Genomic DNA, 15133 nt, shown 5'->3' with positions numbered 1-15133 from the left:
CGAAAGCTGACAAGGAGAGATGCGTGAGGCGATTGCCGGGGATTTTATTGCTTACAGGGGCAACGCTGGTCGTGATTGTCGCGTTGCTCGTGAGCGGGCTACGCCTCGTATTACCGCATCTGGACAGCTGGCGTCCGCAGCTGCTGGCTAAAATCGAATCCACCACCGGCGTGCCGGTGAACGTAAGCCAGATAAGCGCTAACTGGCAGAATTTTGGCCCGACGCTCGATGTCCGGGATATCAATGCCAGCCTGAAAGATGGCGGCTACCTGAAAATCAAACGCGTAACCCTGGCGCTGGACGTCTGGCAAAGCCTGCTGCATCTGCGCTGGCAGTTTCGCGATCTTACCTTTTATCAACTCCAGTTCCTGACCAATACGCCGCTGTCTGGCGGTGATAGCGGTCAGGGTCTTGAAGCCAACCGCTTCAGCGATCTTTTCCTCCGCCAGTTCGATCATTTCGATCTGCGCGACAGCGAAGTGAGCTTTATTACCCTTTCCGGCCAGCGCGCCGAACTGGCGATCCCTCAGCTGACCTGGCTCAACGGTAAAGAACGTCACCGCGCCGAGGGGCAGGTCAATCTCTCAAGCCTGAACGGCCAGCACGGCGTGATGCAGGTGCGCATGGATCTGCGGGACGATGACGGCCTGTTAAACAACGGCAAAGTCTGGCTGCAGGCCGACGATGTAGACGTGAAGCCGTGGCTGGGCGACTGGATCCAGCAAAATATGCAGCTGGAGACTGCCCGCTTCAGCCTTGAAGGCTGGCTGACCCTGACCAAAGGCGAATTTGCCAGCGGCGATATCTGGCTCAAGCAGGGGGGCGCAAGCTGGAAAGGCGAAAAACAGCAGCATCAGCTTTCCGTCGATAACCTCACCGCGCACGTGACGCAGGAGAAAGAGGGCTGGCAGTTTGCTATTCCGGACACGCGCATCACTATGGACGGCAAGCCGTGGCCGCGCGGTGCGCTGACGCTGGCCTGGATGCCGGAGCAGGACGTTGGCGGCGCGGCCAGTAAACGCAGCGACGAGCTGCGCATCCGCGCCAGCAACCTGGATTTGGCAGCCATTGAAGGCCTGCGCTCGATGGCGGCAAAGCTCTCTCCGGATCTGGGCGAGATCTGGCTGGCAACGCAGCCGAGCGGGACGATCGATGCTCTGGGGCTGGACATCCCGCTTCAGGCGACGGAAAAAACGCGCTTTCAGGCCACATGGAAAGATCTTGCCTGGAAGCAGTGGAAGCTGCTGCCGGGGGCGGAACACTTTAGCGGTAAGCTGGAAGGCAGCGTGGAAAACGGCAGGCTGACGGTTGATATGCACGACGCCAAAATGCCTTACGAAACGGTCTTCCGCGCGCCGCTGGAAATCGAACAGGGCAGCGCGGTGCTTAACTGGCTCCGTAACGACAAGGGTTTCCAGCTTGATGGCCGCCATATCGATGTGAAAGCCAAAGCGGTGCACGCGCGCGGCGATTTCCGCTATATGCAGCCTGAAGGTGATGAGCCGTGGCTGGGTATTCTGGCCGGGATCAGCACCGACGACGGCTCTCAGGCCTGGCGCTACTTCCCGGAAAACCTGATGGGAAAAGCCCTGGTAGACTATCTCAGCGGCGCGATTCAGGGCGGTCAGGCGGACAATGCCACGCTGGTCTACGGCGGTAATCCGCATCTTTTCCCGTACAAACATAATGAAGGCCAGTTCCAGGTGCTGGTGCCGCTGCATAACGCGACCTTCGCTTTCCAGCCCGGCTGGCCCGCGCTGAAAGACCTGGACATCGAACTCAACTTCCTCAATGACGGACTATGGATGAAGTCCGACAGCGTGGCGCTGGGCGGCGTGACGGCCAGCAACCTGACGGCCAACATCCCGGACTACTCAAAAGAGAAGCTGCTGATTGATGCCGATATCAACGGTCCGGGCAACGCGGTGGGACCGTACTTTGAGGAGACGCCGCTGAAAGAGTCGCTGGCGGCAACGCTTCAGCAGCTGCAGCTTGATGGCGATGTGAATGCTCGCTTACATCTTGATATCCCCCTGGACGGGGAGATGACCACCGCCAAAGGTGATGTCCGTCTGAAGAACAACAGCCTGTTCATCAAGCCCCTTGAGAGCACGCTGAAAAATCTCAGCGGACAGTTCAGCTTTGATAACGGTAACCTGAAGAGCGAGCCGCTTACGGCCAGCTGGTTTAATCAGCCCGTTAATATTGACTTCACGACCACCGAGGGTGAAAAGGCTTATCAGGTGGCCGTCAATCTGGACGGTAACTGGCAGCCATCACGTATGGACGTCCTGCCGAAGCCCATTGAGGCGTCAGTGGAGGGGGCGGTCGCCTGGCAGGGGAAAGTGGCAATCGACCTGCCTTATCACGCGGGTGCCCGGTATAAGGTCGACATCACGGGCGATCTGAAAAACCTGCAGAGCCAGCTGCCTGCGCCGCTGGATAAACAGTCCGGACAGCCGCTGCCGGTAAAGCTGAACGTCGATGGCAATCTCAGCAGCTTCGAGCTGACCGGCAGCGCGGGTGGGACAAACCACTTCAACAGCCGCTGGCTGCTTAACCGCAAGCTCACCCTCGACAAAGCCATCTGGACAACGGATAGCCGCTCCACGCCGCCTTTGCCGGAGCAGCCGGGCATTGAGCTGAATCTCCCGCCGATGGACGGTGCAGAGTGGCTGGCGCTGTTCCAGAAAGGTGTTGGGCAAAACGTTGATGAAACCGCCCAGTTCCCGCAAGCCATTACCGTACGTACGCCGTCGCTGATGCTGGGTGGACAGCAGTGGAACAACCTGAGCATTGTCTCGCAGCCTGGCGCTAACGGTACGAAGGTGGAGGCCCAGGGCAGAGAGATCAACGGTACGCTGACCATGCGCAATAACGCGCCGTGGCAGGCGGCTATTCGCTATCTCTACTACAACCCGGCAGCCGCCGCGAGCGGTAAAGACAAACCGGTAGAGATATCGCCGCTGAGTCATACCACCCGCGTCGATTTTAGCGGCTGGCCCGATCTCCAGCTGCGCTGTGCGGAGTGCTGGCTGTGGGGGCAAAAATATGGCCGTATCGACGGTGATTTTGCCATCCAGGGAAATACGCTTACGCTCTCCGGCGGCCTGGTTGATACCGGCTTTGGCCGCATGACGGCCGCAGGGGAATGGGTGAATAACCCGGGCGAGCAGCGAACATCCCTGAAAGGCGACATTAAAGGCAATAAACTGGACGCGGCAGCTAATTTCTTTGGTGTCAGTACGCCGCTGCGCGGCTCGTCATTTAACGTTAATTACGATCTTCACTGGCGTGACGCCCCGTGGAAGCCGGATGAAGCCTCGCTGAACGGCATTCTGAAAACCCACCTTGGCAAAGGTGAAATTGCCGACGTGAGCACGGGACGTGCCGGGCAGATCCTGCGCCTGCTGAGTTTTGATGCGTTGCTGCGCAAGCTGCGCTTCGATTTCAGCGATACCTTCAACGAAGGTTTCTACTACGATTCCATCCGCAGTACGGCGTGGATCAAGGACGGCGTTATGCATACGGACGACACGCTGGTGGATGGCCTGGAAGCGGATATCGCCATGAAAGGCTCCGTCAACCTCGTGCGTCGCGAGCTGGATATGGAAGCCGTGGTGGCACCGGAAATTTCCGCAAGCGTGGGCGTTGCGGCGGCCTTTGTGGTGAACCCGATTGTCGGTGCGGCGGTATTTGCCGCCAGTAAAGTGCTGGGGCCACTCTGGAGCAAGGTCTCTATTCTGCGCTACCGCATTACCGGCCCGGTAGATAAACCGCAGATCAACGAGGTGCTGCGCCAGCCGCGCAAAGAAGCACAGCAATGATTTGACGTGGGCAGGTAATTGCCTCACTCTCAATAAATACGATCTTTATACCGCCACGGGCGGCAACGAACGAGTAGCAATACGATGAGTCTGAACCTGGTAAGTGAACATTTGCTCGCAGCGAACGGCCTGAGCCATCAGGACCTGTTCTCCATTCTTGGTCAACTGACCGAACGCCGTCTCGACTACGGCGACCTTTATTTCCAGTCGAGCTATCACGAATCCTGGGTTTTAGAAGACAGCATCATCAAAGATGGTTCTTACAACATCGACCAGGGCGTCGGCGTCCGTGCCGTCAGCGGCGAGAAGACCGGTTTTGCCTATGCTGATCAGATTAGCCTCACCGCACTTGAGCAGAGCGCACAGGCCGCGCGTACCATTGTGCGTGATACCGGCGATGGTCGCGTGAAAACTCTGGGAGAAGTACAGCACTCTGCGCTCTATACCAGTATCGATCCGCTGCAGAGCATGAGCCGTGAAGAGAAGCTGGATATCCTGCGTCGCGTGGACAAAGTCGCCCGCGCGGCGGACAAACGCGTGCAGGAAGTTTCTGCCAGCCTGAGCGGTGTGTATGAGTTGATTCTGGTTGCGGCAACGGACGGTACCCTGGCGGCAGATGTTCGTCCGCTGGTGCGTCTCTCCATCAGCGTGCAGGTTGATGACGACGGTAAACGCGAACGCGGCTCAAGCGGCGGCGGCGGTCGTTTCGGCTATGACTGGTTCCTGGGCGACGTTGACGGTGAAGCACGCGCTGACGCGTGGGCAAAAGAAGCCGTGCGCATGGCGCTGGTGAATCTGAATGCCGTTGCGGCGCCGGCGGGCTCATTCCCGGTGGTGCTGGGCGCTGGCTGGCCGGGCGTGCTGTTGCACGAGGCGGTGGGCCACGGTCTGGAAGGTGACTTTAACCGTCGCGGGACGTCCGTGTTCAGCGGTCAGATCGGGCAACTTGTCTCCTCGGAGCTGTGCACCGTGGTGGATGATGGCACCATGCTTGATCGCCGCGGCTCGGTGGCTATCGACGATGAAGGTACGCCAGGCCAGTACAACGTGCTGATCGAAAACGGCGTGCTGAAAGGCTACATGCAGGACAAACTCAACGCGCGCCTGATGGGCGTAGCGCCGACGGGCAACGGACGCCGTGAATCTTACGCGCACCTGCCGATGCCGCGTATGACCAACACTTACATGCTGCCGGGCAAATCCACGCCGCAGGAGATTATCGAATCCGTTGATTACGGTATCTTTGCGCCAAACTTTGGCGGCGGACAGGTGGACATCACCTCCGGTAAGTTTGTTTTCTCCACGTCAGAAGCGTATCTGATCGAGAAAGGCAAAGTGACCAAAGCGGTGAAAGGTGCGACGCTGATTGGCTCCGGTATTGAAGCCATGCAGCAGATCTCCATGGTCGGCAACGATTTGAAGCTGGATAACGGCGTGGGCGTCTGCGGTAAAGAGGGCCAGAGCCTGCCGGTTGGCGTGGGCCAGCCAACGCTGAAAGTGGACAACCTGACGGTGGGCGGCACAGCCTGACCTGACCCTGCATAAAAAAATGGCGCTACTGATGTAGCGCCTTTTTTTTTAACGTAAGTTACCCAGCGGTATCTCCGGATCTGGCTCGTGCGTGATGCGATTACGCAAATCACGACGAATGATTTCGATCGACCAGAACCAGACCAGATGGCCCGCGATCTCTGACACGTGTTCATACCACGGCAGCTCAAACAGCGGTGGCGTTAGCCCCATCAGAGGGAAGGAGATCATATGCACAAAGAGCTGAGCTAACGCACCTGCCAGCAAACCCTGCCAGAGTTTAATTTTCGGAAAGACTTCAGCCACTACACAATAACCTACAGCGAACACGATTGAGAAAATAATATGTGTTACGCCGACCCAGTTAAATATATGCCCGGCAAATGTATAAACCGCCGCGTTAGGATCGACGACGCCCAGCCAGTCGCGTAAAAATACATAGGGAGGGTTTAAAAAATTTCGTGAGCAGTCAATCTGGCTGGCAGCTCTTATTAATTGCTCTGGCCCGCATGCGCCGGTGAATAAATCAGTCGGACTGCGTGGCGGAAGCGGCACTTCGGCTCCCCATTTGACAAAAGCGGAGACAATCCCTGCAATTAAACCGATGAACGCGGCGAGCCCATAGCGCCTGCGTGAAGGCGGTGTTTGTTCAAATAGATTCATTTCTTTTCCTTGTTTAACGTCATCCTGCGGAATACATTTTATTATTCAAATCAGCAACAAATAAATAACAGTCTGAATATCAGACTGCTTATAAAGTAAAGGGCTAGTGGCTGTAGTGTCAATTAGCGCCAATTAGCTATTCCTTCCTTCTTCCCCGCATCCCCTGAAACAGCTCCGCCACGTCCACAAAATATTCGGTCAGATAGTTAATACACACCTGTACCTTGAGCGGGAGTTTGTCTTTTTCGGTATACAGGGCGTACACCGGACGCGGATCGGACTGGTAGCGCGGGAAGAGGATCTCCAGCACGCCGCTGTTGATCTCGTTGATCACCCACATTAACGGCACGTAGGCGATCCCGGCCCCGGCCACCAGCCAGCGCGAAATGGTCATCGGATCGTTAGTGACAAACCGTCCTTCCGGCAGCAGTTTGGAGGAGATCCCTTCCGGGGCAATCAGCTCAAATTCATTATCGGGCCGCACGCTGTACTCCAGCCACGAGTGGTTGGTGAGATCGGCGGGTTTCTCCGGAACGCCGTACTGCGCCAGATAGCTTTTCGAGGCGCAGACGACCATCGGCATGCTGCCCAGCCTGCGCGAGAACAGGCTGGAATCCTGCAACGCGCCGACGCGGATCACAACGTCCAGCCCGTCGGCAATCAGGTCCGGCGCCGGAATACCCGTCACCAGATTGACGGTAAGCCCAGGGTACTCTTTCAGCATATCCGCGGTCATGGCAGCAAGAACATTTTGTGCCATAGTTGAAGAACACCCGATGCGCAGCGTGCCGATGGGGGTGTTGTTGAAGGCATAGAGCTGTTCGTGAACATCCTGCACTTCAAGCAGCATGCGGCGACAGCCCTGATAGTAAATTTTACCCGCCTCCGTCAGCCCAATGCTGCGGGTACTGCGGTTGAGCAGCTTGACCTGAAGCTCATCTTCCAGTTTGGACACCGTCTGGCTGATGGATGAGACGCTCATCTGAAGCTGGCGGGCTGCGGCGGTAAACGAGCCCAGTTCAACCACTTTGGCGAAGACCGACATGCGTTTTAAACGTTCCATTGTTCACTCTGGCTTAAAAGTGATTTAGATCACATATTATAGATAACAGCATAACAGTTACGTTAATATATTATTAATTACATAACGGCTGCGCCATTCTCGCCCGGCGTTTCTTGCTCTCCCGCGGTGGCGTGCGCTTAAAAATTCTGAAGCCTGCACTCTCTCTTATCAAGGTCAACATGAGTCTGTTTCCCGTTATCGTGGTGTTCGGTCTGTCGTTCCCACCGATATTTTTCGAGCTTCTTTTATCACTGGCGATCTTCTGGCTGGTGCGCAAGGTGCTGGTCCCTACCGGGATCTACGATTTCGTCTGGCACCCTGCATTGTTCAATACCGCGCTGTATTGCTGCCTGTTTTACCTGATATCGCGCATGTTTGTCTGAGGTTGATGTGAAAACGCTAACAAGAAAAATCTCCCGCACTGCCATTACGATGGCGCTGGTTATCCTCGCCTTCATCGCTATTTTCCGCGCCTGGGTTTATTACACCGAATCACCGTGGACGCGTGATGCACGCTTCAGCGCCGATGTGGTGGCAATAGCCCCTGACGTGGCCGGTCTTATCACGGCGGTCAACGTCCACGACAACCAACTGGTGAAGAAAGATCAGGTTCTGTTCACCATCGACCAGCCTCGTTACCAGAAAGCGCTGGAAGAGGCGGAGGCGGACGTGGCCTATTACCAGGCGCTGGCTGCGGAGAAACGCCGAGAGGCAGGCCGCCGTAATCAGCTGGGCGTTCAGGCAATGTCCCGCGAAGAGATTGACCAGTCCAACAACGTGCTGCAAACCGTGCTGCACCAGCTGGCGAAAGCGCAAGCAACGCGCGATCTGGCGAAGCTCGATCTGGAACGCACCGTGATCCGCGCGCCGTCCGATGGCTGGGTGACCAACCTGAACGTCTATGCCGGGGAATTCATTACCCGTGGCTCAACCGCCGTGGCGCTGGTTAAACAGAACTCCTTCTACGTGCTCGCCTATATGGAAGAGACCAAGCTGGAAGGCGTGCGTCCGGGGTTCCGGGCGGAAATCACGCCGCTGGGCAGCAATCGCGTCTTTAAAGGCACCGTCGACAGCGTTGCCGCAGGGGTGACTAATTCCAGCAGCTCTAACGATGCCAAAGGGATGGCGACGGTAGATTCCAACCTGGAGTGGGTTCGTTTGGCCCAGCGCGTGCCGGTGCGCATCCACCTGGATGAACAGCAGGGTAATCTGTGGCCTGCGGGTACCACGGCGACGGTGGTGATTACCGGTGAAAAGGACCGGGATGCCAGCCAGGACTCGTTCTTCCGTAAAATTGCCCACCGCCTGCGCGAGTTTGGTTAATCGCCATGGGTATCTTTTCCATCGCCAGCCAGCACATTCGCTTCGCCGTGAAGCTGGCGTGCGCCATCGTGCTGGCGCTGTTTGTCGGCTTCCACTTCCAGCTTGAAACCCCTCGCTGGGCGGTGTTGACGGCCGCCATTGTCGCGGCGGGTCCTGCCTTCGCCGCGGGCGGGGAGCCTTATTCTGGCGCGATCCGCTATCGCGGTATGCTGCGTATCATCGGGACGTTTATCGGCTGTTTCGCGGCGCTGACCATTATTATTTTGATGATCCGCACCCCGCTGCTGATGCTGATGGTCTGCTGTGTCTGGGCGGGTTTCTGCACCTGGATCTCGTCTCTGGTGAAAGTGGAGAACTCCTATGCGTGGGGTCTGGCGGGCTATACCGCGCTGATTATTGTCATCACCATTCAGTCTGAACCGCTGCTCGCTCCGCAGTTTGCGGTTGAGCGCTGCAGCGAAATTGTGATTGGTATTGTCAGTGCGATCGTCGCTGACCTGCTTTTCTCCCCGCGCTCCATCAAGCAGGAAGTCGATCTTGAGCTTGACGCGCTGATTGTTGCCCAGTACCAGCTGATGCAGCTCTGCATTAAGCACGGCGACAGCGAAGAGGTGGATAAAGCCTGGAGCGGCCTGGTTCGTCGTACGCAGGCGCTGGAAGGAATGCGCAGCAACCTTAATATGGAGTCATCGCGCTGGGCTCGCGCGAATCGGCGCCTGAAAGCCCTCAACACCGTCTCTCTGACGCTGATTACCCAGGCATGTGAAACCTATCTGATTCAGAACACCCGCCCGGAAGTGGTCACCGATACGTTCCGCAAACTGTTTGCCGAGCCGGTGGAAACCGTGCAGGACGTGCATAAGCAGCTTAAGCGCATGCGCCGGGTCATTGCCTGGACCGGGGAGCGCGACACGCCGGTGACTATCTATACCTGGGTCGGTGCCGCGACGCGCTACCTGCTGCTGAAACGTGGTGTGATCAGTAACACCAAAATCAGCGCGGCGGAAGAAGAGGTGCTGCAGGGGGAAGTGGTGATCAAAGCGGAATCCGCCGAGCGCCATCACGCCATGGTCAACTTCTGGCGTACGACGCTTGCCTGCATGCTCGGCACGCTGTTCTGGCTGTGGACGGGCTGGACGTCCGGCAGCGGCGCGATGGTGATGATTGCCGTCGTGACCGCACTGGCGATGCGTCTGCCTAACCCGCGTATGGTCGCCATTGATTTCCTCTACGGCACCATTGCCGCCCTGCCGATAGGCGCGCTCTATTTCCTGGTCATCATCCCGTCGACGCAACAGAGCATGCTGCTGCTCTGTATTAGCCTGGCGGTAATGGCGTTCTTTATCGGCATTGAAGTACAAAAGCGGCGTCTGGGATCGCTGGGGGCGCTGGCGAGTACGATTAACATCATCGTGCTCGATAACCCGATGACCTTCCACTTTAGCCAGTTCCTCGACAGCGCGTTAGGTCAGCTGGTGGGCTGTTTCCTGGCCATGATGGTGATTCTGCTGGTACGGGATAACTCGCAGGCAAGAACGGGCCGCGTGCTGCTGAACCAGTTCGTGTCGGCTGCCGTGTCGTCGATGACAACCAATACCGCGCGCCGTAAAGAGAACCACCTGCCCGCGCTCTACCAGCAGCTGTTTTTACTGCTGAACAAGTTCCCGGGCGATATCGCGAAGTTCCGCCTGGCGTTAACCATGATCATTGCGCACCAGCGTCTGCGTAACGCGCCCGTGCCGATCAACGACGATCTGTCGGCCTGGCACCGCCAGCTGCGTCGTACTGCCGATCACGTGCTTTCCGCCAGCAGCGATGACAAACGGCGTCGTTACTTTACGCAGCTGCTTGAAGAACTCGATATCTACCAGGAGAAGCTCAAGCACTGGGAGGCTCCGCCTCAGGTGACCGAGCCGGTAGGACGGCTGGTGTTTATGCTGCATCGCTACCAGAATGCCCTCACGGATAACTGACAGAAGTAAAAAAACCGACGCCAAAAGCGTCGGTTTTTTTGTGGCTATACTTATTCCAGCACGTTCTTACATTTCAGAAAGGGAGAACACATGACGACGCAGGCGCTTCAGGACCACATCCTTTTTCAGACCGGCTATCTGGTCAACGGAATCTGGAAAACGCTGGATACAACCTTTGATGTGCTGAACCCCGCGACCGGTGAGGTCATTGCTAAAGTTGCAAAAGCGGGTAAAGCACAAACCGAAGACGCTATCGCAGCGGCTACCCAGGCCTTCCCGGCATGGCGTGCCAAAACCGCGAAAGAACGCTCGGCCATTCTCTACCGCTGGTACGAATTGATTATTGAGAATAAAAGCTGGCTCGGGCGGTTAATGACCACCGAACAGGGTAAACCCCTGAAAGAGGCGGAGGGAGAAGTCGAGTACGCCGCCAGCTTTATCCAGTGGTTTGCCGAAGAGGCCAAACGCGCGAACGGTGAAATTATTCCGCCGATCAAACCCGGCTCACGCATTCTGGCGACCCGTGAACCCATTGGTGTGGTCGCGGCGATTACGCCGTGGAACTTCCCGATGGCCATGCTCACCCGCAAGTTAGGCCCGGCGCTGGCAGCAGGATGTACCGGGGTGATCAAACCGGCCAACAACACGCCGCTCAGCGCCTTTGCGCTGCTTACGCTGGCGAAACAGGCCGGTGTGCCCGACGGCGTTCTCAACGCCGTGGCCGGGAATACGCATGAAATCAGCGATGCGATCATGGCAAGCCGCGACGTGCGTAAAATCTCCTTCACCGGTTCAACCTCCGTTGGCAAAACGCTGGTGCGTAACGCCGCAGAAACCATGAAGAAAGTCTCGATGGAGCTGGGGGGGAATGCTCCGTATATCGTTTTTGAGGATGCGGACATCGACGCGGCGGTAAAGGGGGCGATCGCCAACAAGTTCCGCAATGCCGGGCAGGTCTGCGTCAGCGTGAACCGTTTTTATATTCAGGAAACCGTCTACGACAAATTTGTGAATAAACTTGCCGATGCGGTGAATGCGCTGAAGGTGGGTAATGGTCTTGAGGAGGGCGTGGTCGTCGGGCCGCTGATTGAACCTTCTGCGGTCAACAAGGTGCGTGAGCACGTCGACGATGCCGTTGCCAGGGGCGCAACCGTACTGGCGGGGGGTAAGCCCCATCCCCTTGGCGGGAATTTCTGGATGCCAACCGTACTGGGCGACTGCCATGAAGGCATGAAGCTGGCAGAAGAAGAGACGTTTGGCCCGGTGGCGGCGTGCTTCCGTTTCACCTCGGAAGATGAAGTCATCCAGCGCGCCAACAACACGCCGTATGGGCTGGCGGCTTACTTCTATACCCAGAATCTCTCACGGGTCTTCCGCGTTTCACAGGCAATCGAGAGCGGGATGATCGGTATTAACGAGTGCGCCGTCTCCACGGAGCTCGGCCCCTTTGGCGGCGTAAAAGAGTCAGGCCTTGGACGAGAGGGCTCCGTGCTGGGGCTGGAAGAGTATCTGGAAGTTAAAACCCTGCATATTGGGGGATTATAATAGACAGGGCGGCATCTGCCGCTCGCCTGGACTGGGTGGCTGGCAATGAAAACCTATACGTTTGATTTTGACGAGATCGACAGTCAGGAAGACTTCTACCGTGAATTTATCCGGGCGTTTGATCTTGAACGGGAAAGCGTGACGAATCTGGATACGCTGTGGGACGTGGTCACCGGCAGTCTGTTGCCGCTACCGCTGGAAATTGAGTTCATCCATTTGCCCGATAAGCTTCGAAGACGTTTTGGCGCGCTGATATTACTGTTCGATGAAGCGGAAGAAGAGCTTGAAGGGCAGCTGCGCTTTAACGCGCGGCATTGAATGAAAAAAAGCCCCTGACCATGAGGCCAGGGGCAAGTCGTATGATGAGATACGACGAGGGTTTATTTATACAGCTCTGCCGTTGCATGCCAGTGGTCACCCTGATTCAGTTCGGTGACGCGATAGCTGCTGGCACCTGCTTTTTCAGCTTTGGCGGCAAGTTCGTGACGAATATCCATCGGTGAACCGGTGACAGACGTTACGGAGATGCTGCCCATACGCTGTAGATTTTGTGCCTGGTCGGCATTGACCTGCTGTACGGCTGCGCTTGCGCCGAAAGAGAGAACAGATGCCAGACCGAGGGTTGCGATGATCAATTTGGTTTTCATAGTCTTTACTCCTGAATAGGGTTTTTTACTCAACGGCGAGAAGGGTTGAACCGCTATTTTTATGCCTGGTGCCGTTGAGGGGAGATTTACGTTTTCAGCTATTACTAAAACTTATTTGTACAGCTCAGCGGTGGCGTGCCAGTGGTCACCAGAACGCGCTTCGATGATGCGATAGGATGACGCACCCTGTTCTTCCGCTTTTTTGTTCAGCATCTCACGCATGTCCATTGGCGATGTGCCGACCGCGCCGACAGAAACCGTACCGATGGCCTGGCGGGATTGCGCCTGGTCAGCGTTGATAGAGTCGGCCGCGAAAGCACCGAATGACAGGACAGACAGGACGCTCAGCGCCGCTACAGTTGATTTGATTTTCATGATTCTTACCTCGTCGAATTTTTTAGTGGGGTCTTGTTTCGTGACCCTCATCACAAAATCAAGTATACACTAATAACGGTAAAAATTAATACCAGACTAATGGTTTCCCTTGTTATTACGTGTTAACCAGTCTGTTTTTTATAACCAAATTGCATAATATTGGGCATTTTTTGTCCACTTTTGGCGGGTATATCTAATTAAATCATATGGATATCTGATTTTGATTTTTTGTGCGATTTTTTGGTTTAGCATTCACCAGATGAATGTTAATGGGTGGTAAAAAGCACTATTTGTCAAAGTGAAGGGCAGTGGAAAAGCGGGGGAAACGCAGCGGAAGCAGAACGATCCCCGCAGCGGCGCTACGGGGAGAGGGGATTAGAGTTCCTGTTCGAACAGAACCAGAATCGCTTCGTGGAGATCTTTCACGGAGAAACCGCTAGCCGGTGTGGTAAAGATGGTGTCATCGCCGGCGATAGTCCCGAGGATACCCTCCGTTTTACCCAGCGAGTCCAGCATGCGGGCAATCAGCTGTGCGGCACCCGGGCTTGTGTGGATCACCACTACGGCGTCGTTATGATCGATATCCAGAACCAGATTCTTGAGCGGGCTGGAGGTGGTCGGCACGCCAAGTTCTGCCGGCAGGCAATAGACCATCTCCATCTTGGCGTTACGGGTACGCACCGCGCCAAATTTCGTTAACATGCGGGAGACTTTCGACTGGTTGATGTTATCGAAGCCTTGTTCCTGCAGCGCCTGAACAATTTCTCCCTGAGAACTGAATTTCTCTTCTTTGAGTAGCGCCTTAAACGCCTTTACTAATTCTTCTTGCTTAGACGAGCTTCGCATAAGTCACCCGGAATATGACGATAGAAACAACATTATTATGCATGTGGATGAATTTTTATGCAAATTATCTACCCAGCGGTAGGCTGAAATAATGTTATGAAAGGGAGTGATTTTATCAGATTTCGTTATCAGAAAACATGCCTGGGTCACGCCGCGCAAATAAGCTTAAAAGTAAATTAAATGTTATCAAAATGATGTTGTTTTGGTGGCGGGGCAGGGTGTATTGTAACCACCTCTTAAAGCGTTGCCCTCTGTCGTCAGATAGCCTTCTGATGAGAGATAAAGTCGCGTGACCTCAAATTCTTTAGCTACGAAAATTGTAATTATTTACTTGCTGAATTATGGTCGCCGCAACGGATTTACAGATACTTAAGTTAACCATAATAAGGAGTTTAGGATGAAAGTCGCAGTCCTCGGCGCTGCTGGTGGTATCGGCCAGGCGCTTGCCCTACTACTGAAAACCCAACTGCCTTCAGGCTCAGAACTCTCCCTGTACGATATTGCCCCGGTAACCCCAGGTGTGGCGGTTGACCTGAGCCACATCCCGACCGCTGTAAAAATCAAAGGCTTCTCCGGTGAAGATGCACGTCCTGCACTGCAGGGTGCCGATGTGGTGCTGATTTCTGCAGGCGTGGCGCGTAAGCCAGGCATGGATCGTTCAGACCTGTTCAACGTCAACGCGGGCATCGTGAAAAACCTGGTGCAGCAGATCGCAGAAATCTGCCCGAAAGCATGCATCGGTATCATCACTAACCCGGTGAACACCACCGTAGCTATCGCGGCAGAAGTGCTGAAGAAAGCGGGTGTTTACGACAAAAACAAACTGTTCGGCGTGACCACGCTGGATATCATCCGTTCAAACACCTTTGTTGCTGAGCTGAAAGGCAAACAGCCAACAGAAGTGGAAGTTCCGGTCATCGGCGGTCACTCTGGCGTCACCATCCTGCCTCTGCTGTCGCAGATCCCAGGCGTGAGCTTCACCGAGCAGGAAGTGGCTGACCTGACTAAACGCATCCAGAACGCGGGCACCGAAGTGGTGGAAGCGAAGGCGGGTGGCGGTTCTGCAACCCTGTCTATGGGCCAGGCGGCTGCACGTTTTGGTCTGTCACTGGTTCGCGCTCTGCAGGGCGAGAAAGGCGTTGTTGAATGCGCTTACGTTGAAGGCGATGGCGAACATGCTCGCTTCTTCTCTCAGCCGCTGCTGCTGGGTAAAAACGGTATCGAAGAGCATAAATCCATTGGTACGCTGAGCGCGTTTGAAAAACACGCGATGGAAGGCATGCTGGATACACTGAAGAAAGATATCACCCTGGGCGAAGAGTTCGTTAACAAGTAAAACGA

The 15133-nt window shown here is 55.7% G+C and carries 13 protein-coding genes; 8 read left to right on the top strand and 5 right to left on the bottom strand.

Annotation, left to right across the window (positions count from 1 at the left end; genetic code table 11):
• Positions 1-23 precede the first annotated feature (23 nt).
• Positions 24-3827, top strand: a complete 3804-nt coding sequence (yhdP, locus tag V1566_RS00570; protein WP_395304800.1) for an AsmA2 domain-containing protein YhdP — start codon at positions 24-26, stop codon at positions 3825-3827.
• Positions 3828-3911: 84 nt separating this feature from the next.
• Complete coding sequence (gene tldD / locus V1566_RS00565) at positions 3912-5357, top strand: metalloprotease TldD (RefSeq protein WP_121424795.1); 1446 nt, start codon at positions 3912-3914, stop codon at positions 5355-5357.
• 48 nt (positions 5358-5405) lie between these two features.
• On the opposite strand, the gene V1566_RS00560 is transcribed toward tldD, so the two are convergent.
• A complete protein-coding gene (locus tag V1566_RS00560; RefSeq protein WP_395304799.1) occupies positions 5406-6020 on the bottom strand; it encodes a YagU family protein in 615 nt (204 codons plus the stop codon).
• Between the two features lie 136 nt (positions 6021-6156).
• Complete coding sequence (gene aaeR / locus V1566_RS00555) at positions 6157-7083, bottom strand: HTH-type transcriptional activator AaeR (protein WP_395304798.1); 927 nt, start codon at positions 7081-7083, stop codon at positions 6157-6159.
• Positions 7084-7262: 179 nt separating this feature from the next.
• Here aaeR and aaeX point away from each other — a divergent pair, with 179 nt between their 5' ends.
• The 5 genes from aaeX to V1566_RS00530 all read left to right on the top strand — a co-directional run bounded on the left by aaeX (position 7263) and on the right by V1566_RS00530 (position 12242).
• Positions 7263-7466, top strand: coding sequence for a p-hydroxybenzoic acid efflux pump operon protein AaeX (aaeX, locus tag V1566_RS00550; protein WP_003860416.1), 204 nt, complete (start codon positions 7263-7265; stop codon positions 7464-7466).
• A 7-nt stretch (positions 7467-7473) separates the two neighbouring features.
• On the top strand, positions 7474-8406 hold the full coding sequence (aaeA, locus tag V1566_RS00545; protein ID WP_032659667.1) for a p-hydroxybenzoic acid efflux pump subunit AaeA: 933 nt from the start codon (positions 7474-7476) through the stop codon (positions 8404-8406).
• A gap of 5 nt (positions 8407-8411) precedes the next feature.
• On the top strand, positions 8412-10379 hold the full coding sequence (aaeB, locus tag V1566_RS00540; protein ID WP_395304797.1) for a p-hydroxybenzoic acid efflux pump subunit AaeB: 1968 nt from the start codon (positions 8412-8414) through the stop codon (positions 10377-10379).
• Positions 10380-10469: 90 nt separating this feature from the next.
• Positions 10470-11924, top strand: a complete 1455-nt coding sequence (locus tag V1566_RS00535) for an NAD-dependent succinate-semialdehyde dehydrogenase (protein WP_023309392.1) — start codon at positions 10470-10472, stop codon at positions 11922-11924.
• Between the two features lie 45 nt (positions 11925-11969).
• Positions 11970-12242, top strand: a complete 273-nt coding sequence (locus V1566_RS00530) for a barstar family protein (protein WP_063143598.1) — start codon at positions 11970-11972, stop codon at positions 12240-12242.
• A gap of 62 nt (positions 12243-12304) precedes the next feature.
• Here V1566_RS00530 and yhcN (V1566_RS00525) read toward each other — a convergent pair whose 3' ends face one another.
• The 3 genes from yhcN (V1566_RS00525) to argR form a co-directional block, all read right to left on the bottom strand.
• The gene (yhcN, locus tag V1566_RS00525; RefSeq protein ID WP_023333630.1) at positions 12305-12571 is read right to left on the bottom strand and encodes a peroxide/acid stress response protein YhcN; all 267 of its coding nucleotides are present in this window, start codon (positions 12569-12571) and stop codon (positions 12305-12307) included.
• A 111-nt stretch (positions 12572-12682) separates the two neighbouring features.
• On the bottom strand, positions 12683-12946 hold the full coding sequence (gene yhcN / locus V1566_RS00520; protein WP_024906333.1) for a peroxide/acid stress response protein YhcN: 264 nt from the start codon (positions 12944-12946) through the stop codon (positions 12683-12685).
• A 375-nt stretch (positions 12947-13321) separates the two neighbouring features.
• Positions 13322-13792 carry a transcriptional regulator ArgR gene (argR, locus tag V1566_RS00515; protein WP_023309388.1) on the bottom strand — a complete coding sequence of 157 codons (471 nt, stop codon included), beginning with the start codon at positions 13790-13792 and terminating at the stop codon, positions 13322-13324.
• Between the two features lie 397 nt (positions 13793-14189).
• Between argR and mdh the strand changes: the two genes are divergently transcribed.
• Positions 14190-15128, top strand: coding sequence for a malate dehydrogenase (mdh, locus tag V1566_RS00510; RefSeq protein ID WP_213328844.1), 939 nt, complete (start codon positions 14190-14192; stop codon positions 15126-15128).
• Positions 15129-15133: the final 5 nt, after the last annotated feature.

The organism is Enterobacter sp. ECC-019 (assembly GCF_043974075.1).
Classification (GTDB): Bacteria; Pseudomonadota; Gammaproteobacteria; order Enterobacterales; family Enterobacteriaceae; genus Enterobacter; species Enterobacter asburiae_D.
The sequence above is the reverse complement of the archived record's forward strand: the minus strand, read 5'-3'. Positions and strand labels throughout refer to the sequence as shown.

Bases quoted from the DNA above. Each gene is read 5' to 3' on its own strand.
- tldD (WP_121424795.1), top strand. From the start codon at position 3,912: ATGAGTCTGAACCTGGTAAGTGAACATTTGCTCGCAGCGAACGGCCTG.
- V1566_RS00560 (WP_395304799.1), bottom strand. From the start codon at position 6,020: ATGAATCTATTTGAACAAACACCGCCTTCACGCAGGCGCTATGGGCTC.
- aaeR (WP_395304798.1), bottom strand. From the start codon at position 7,083: ATGGAACGTTTAAAACGCATGTCGGTCTTCGCCAAAGTGGTTGAACTG.
- aaeX (WP_003860416.1), top strand. From the start codon at position 7,263: ATGAGTCTGTTTCCCGTTATCGTGGTGTTCGGTCTGTCGTTCCCACCG.
- aaeB (WP_395304797.1), top strand. From the start codon at position 8,412: ATGGGTATCTTTTCCATCGCCAGCCAGCACATTCGCTTCGCCGTGAAG.
- V1566_RS00535 (WP_023309392.1), top strand. From the start codon at position 10,470: ATGACGACGCAGGCGCTTCAGGACCACATCCTTTTTCAGACCGGCTAT.
- V1566_RS00530 (WP_063143598.1), top strand. From the start codon at position 11,970: ATGAAAACCTATACGTTTGATTTTGACGAGATCGACAGTCAGGAAGAC.
- yhcN (WP_023333630.1), bottom strand. From the start codon at position 12,571: ATGAAAACCAAATTGATCATCGCAACCCTCGGTCTGGCATCTGTTCTC.
- yhcN (WP_024906333.1), bottom strand. From the start codon at position 12,946: ATGAAAATCAAATCAACTGTAGCGGCGCTGAGCGTCCTGTCTGTCCTG.
- argR (WP_023309388.1), bottom strand. From the start codon at position 13,792: ATGCGAAGCTCGTCTAAGCAAGAAGAATTAGTAAAGGCGTTTAAGGCG.
- mdh (WP_213328844.1), top strand. From the start codon at position 14,190: ATGAAAGTCGCAGTCCTCGGCGCTGCTGGTGGTATCGGCCAGGCGCTT.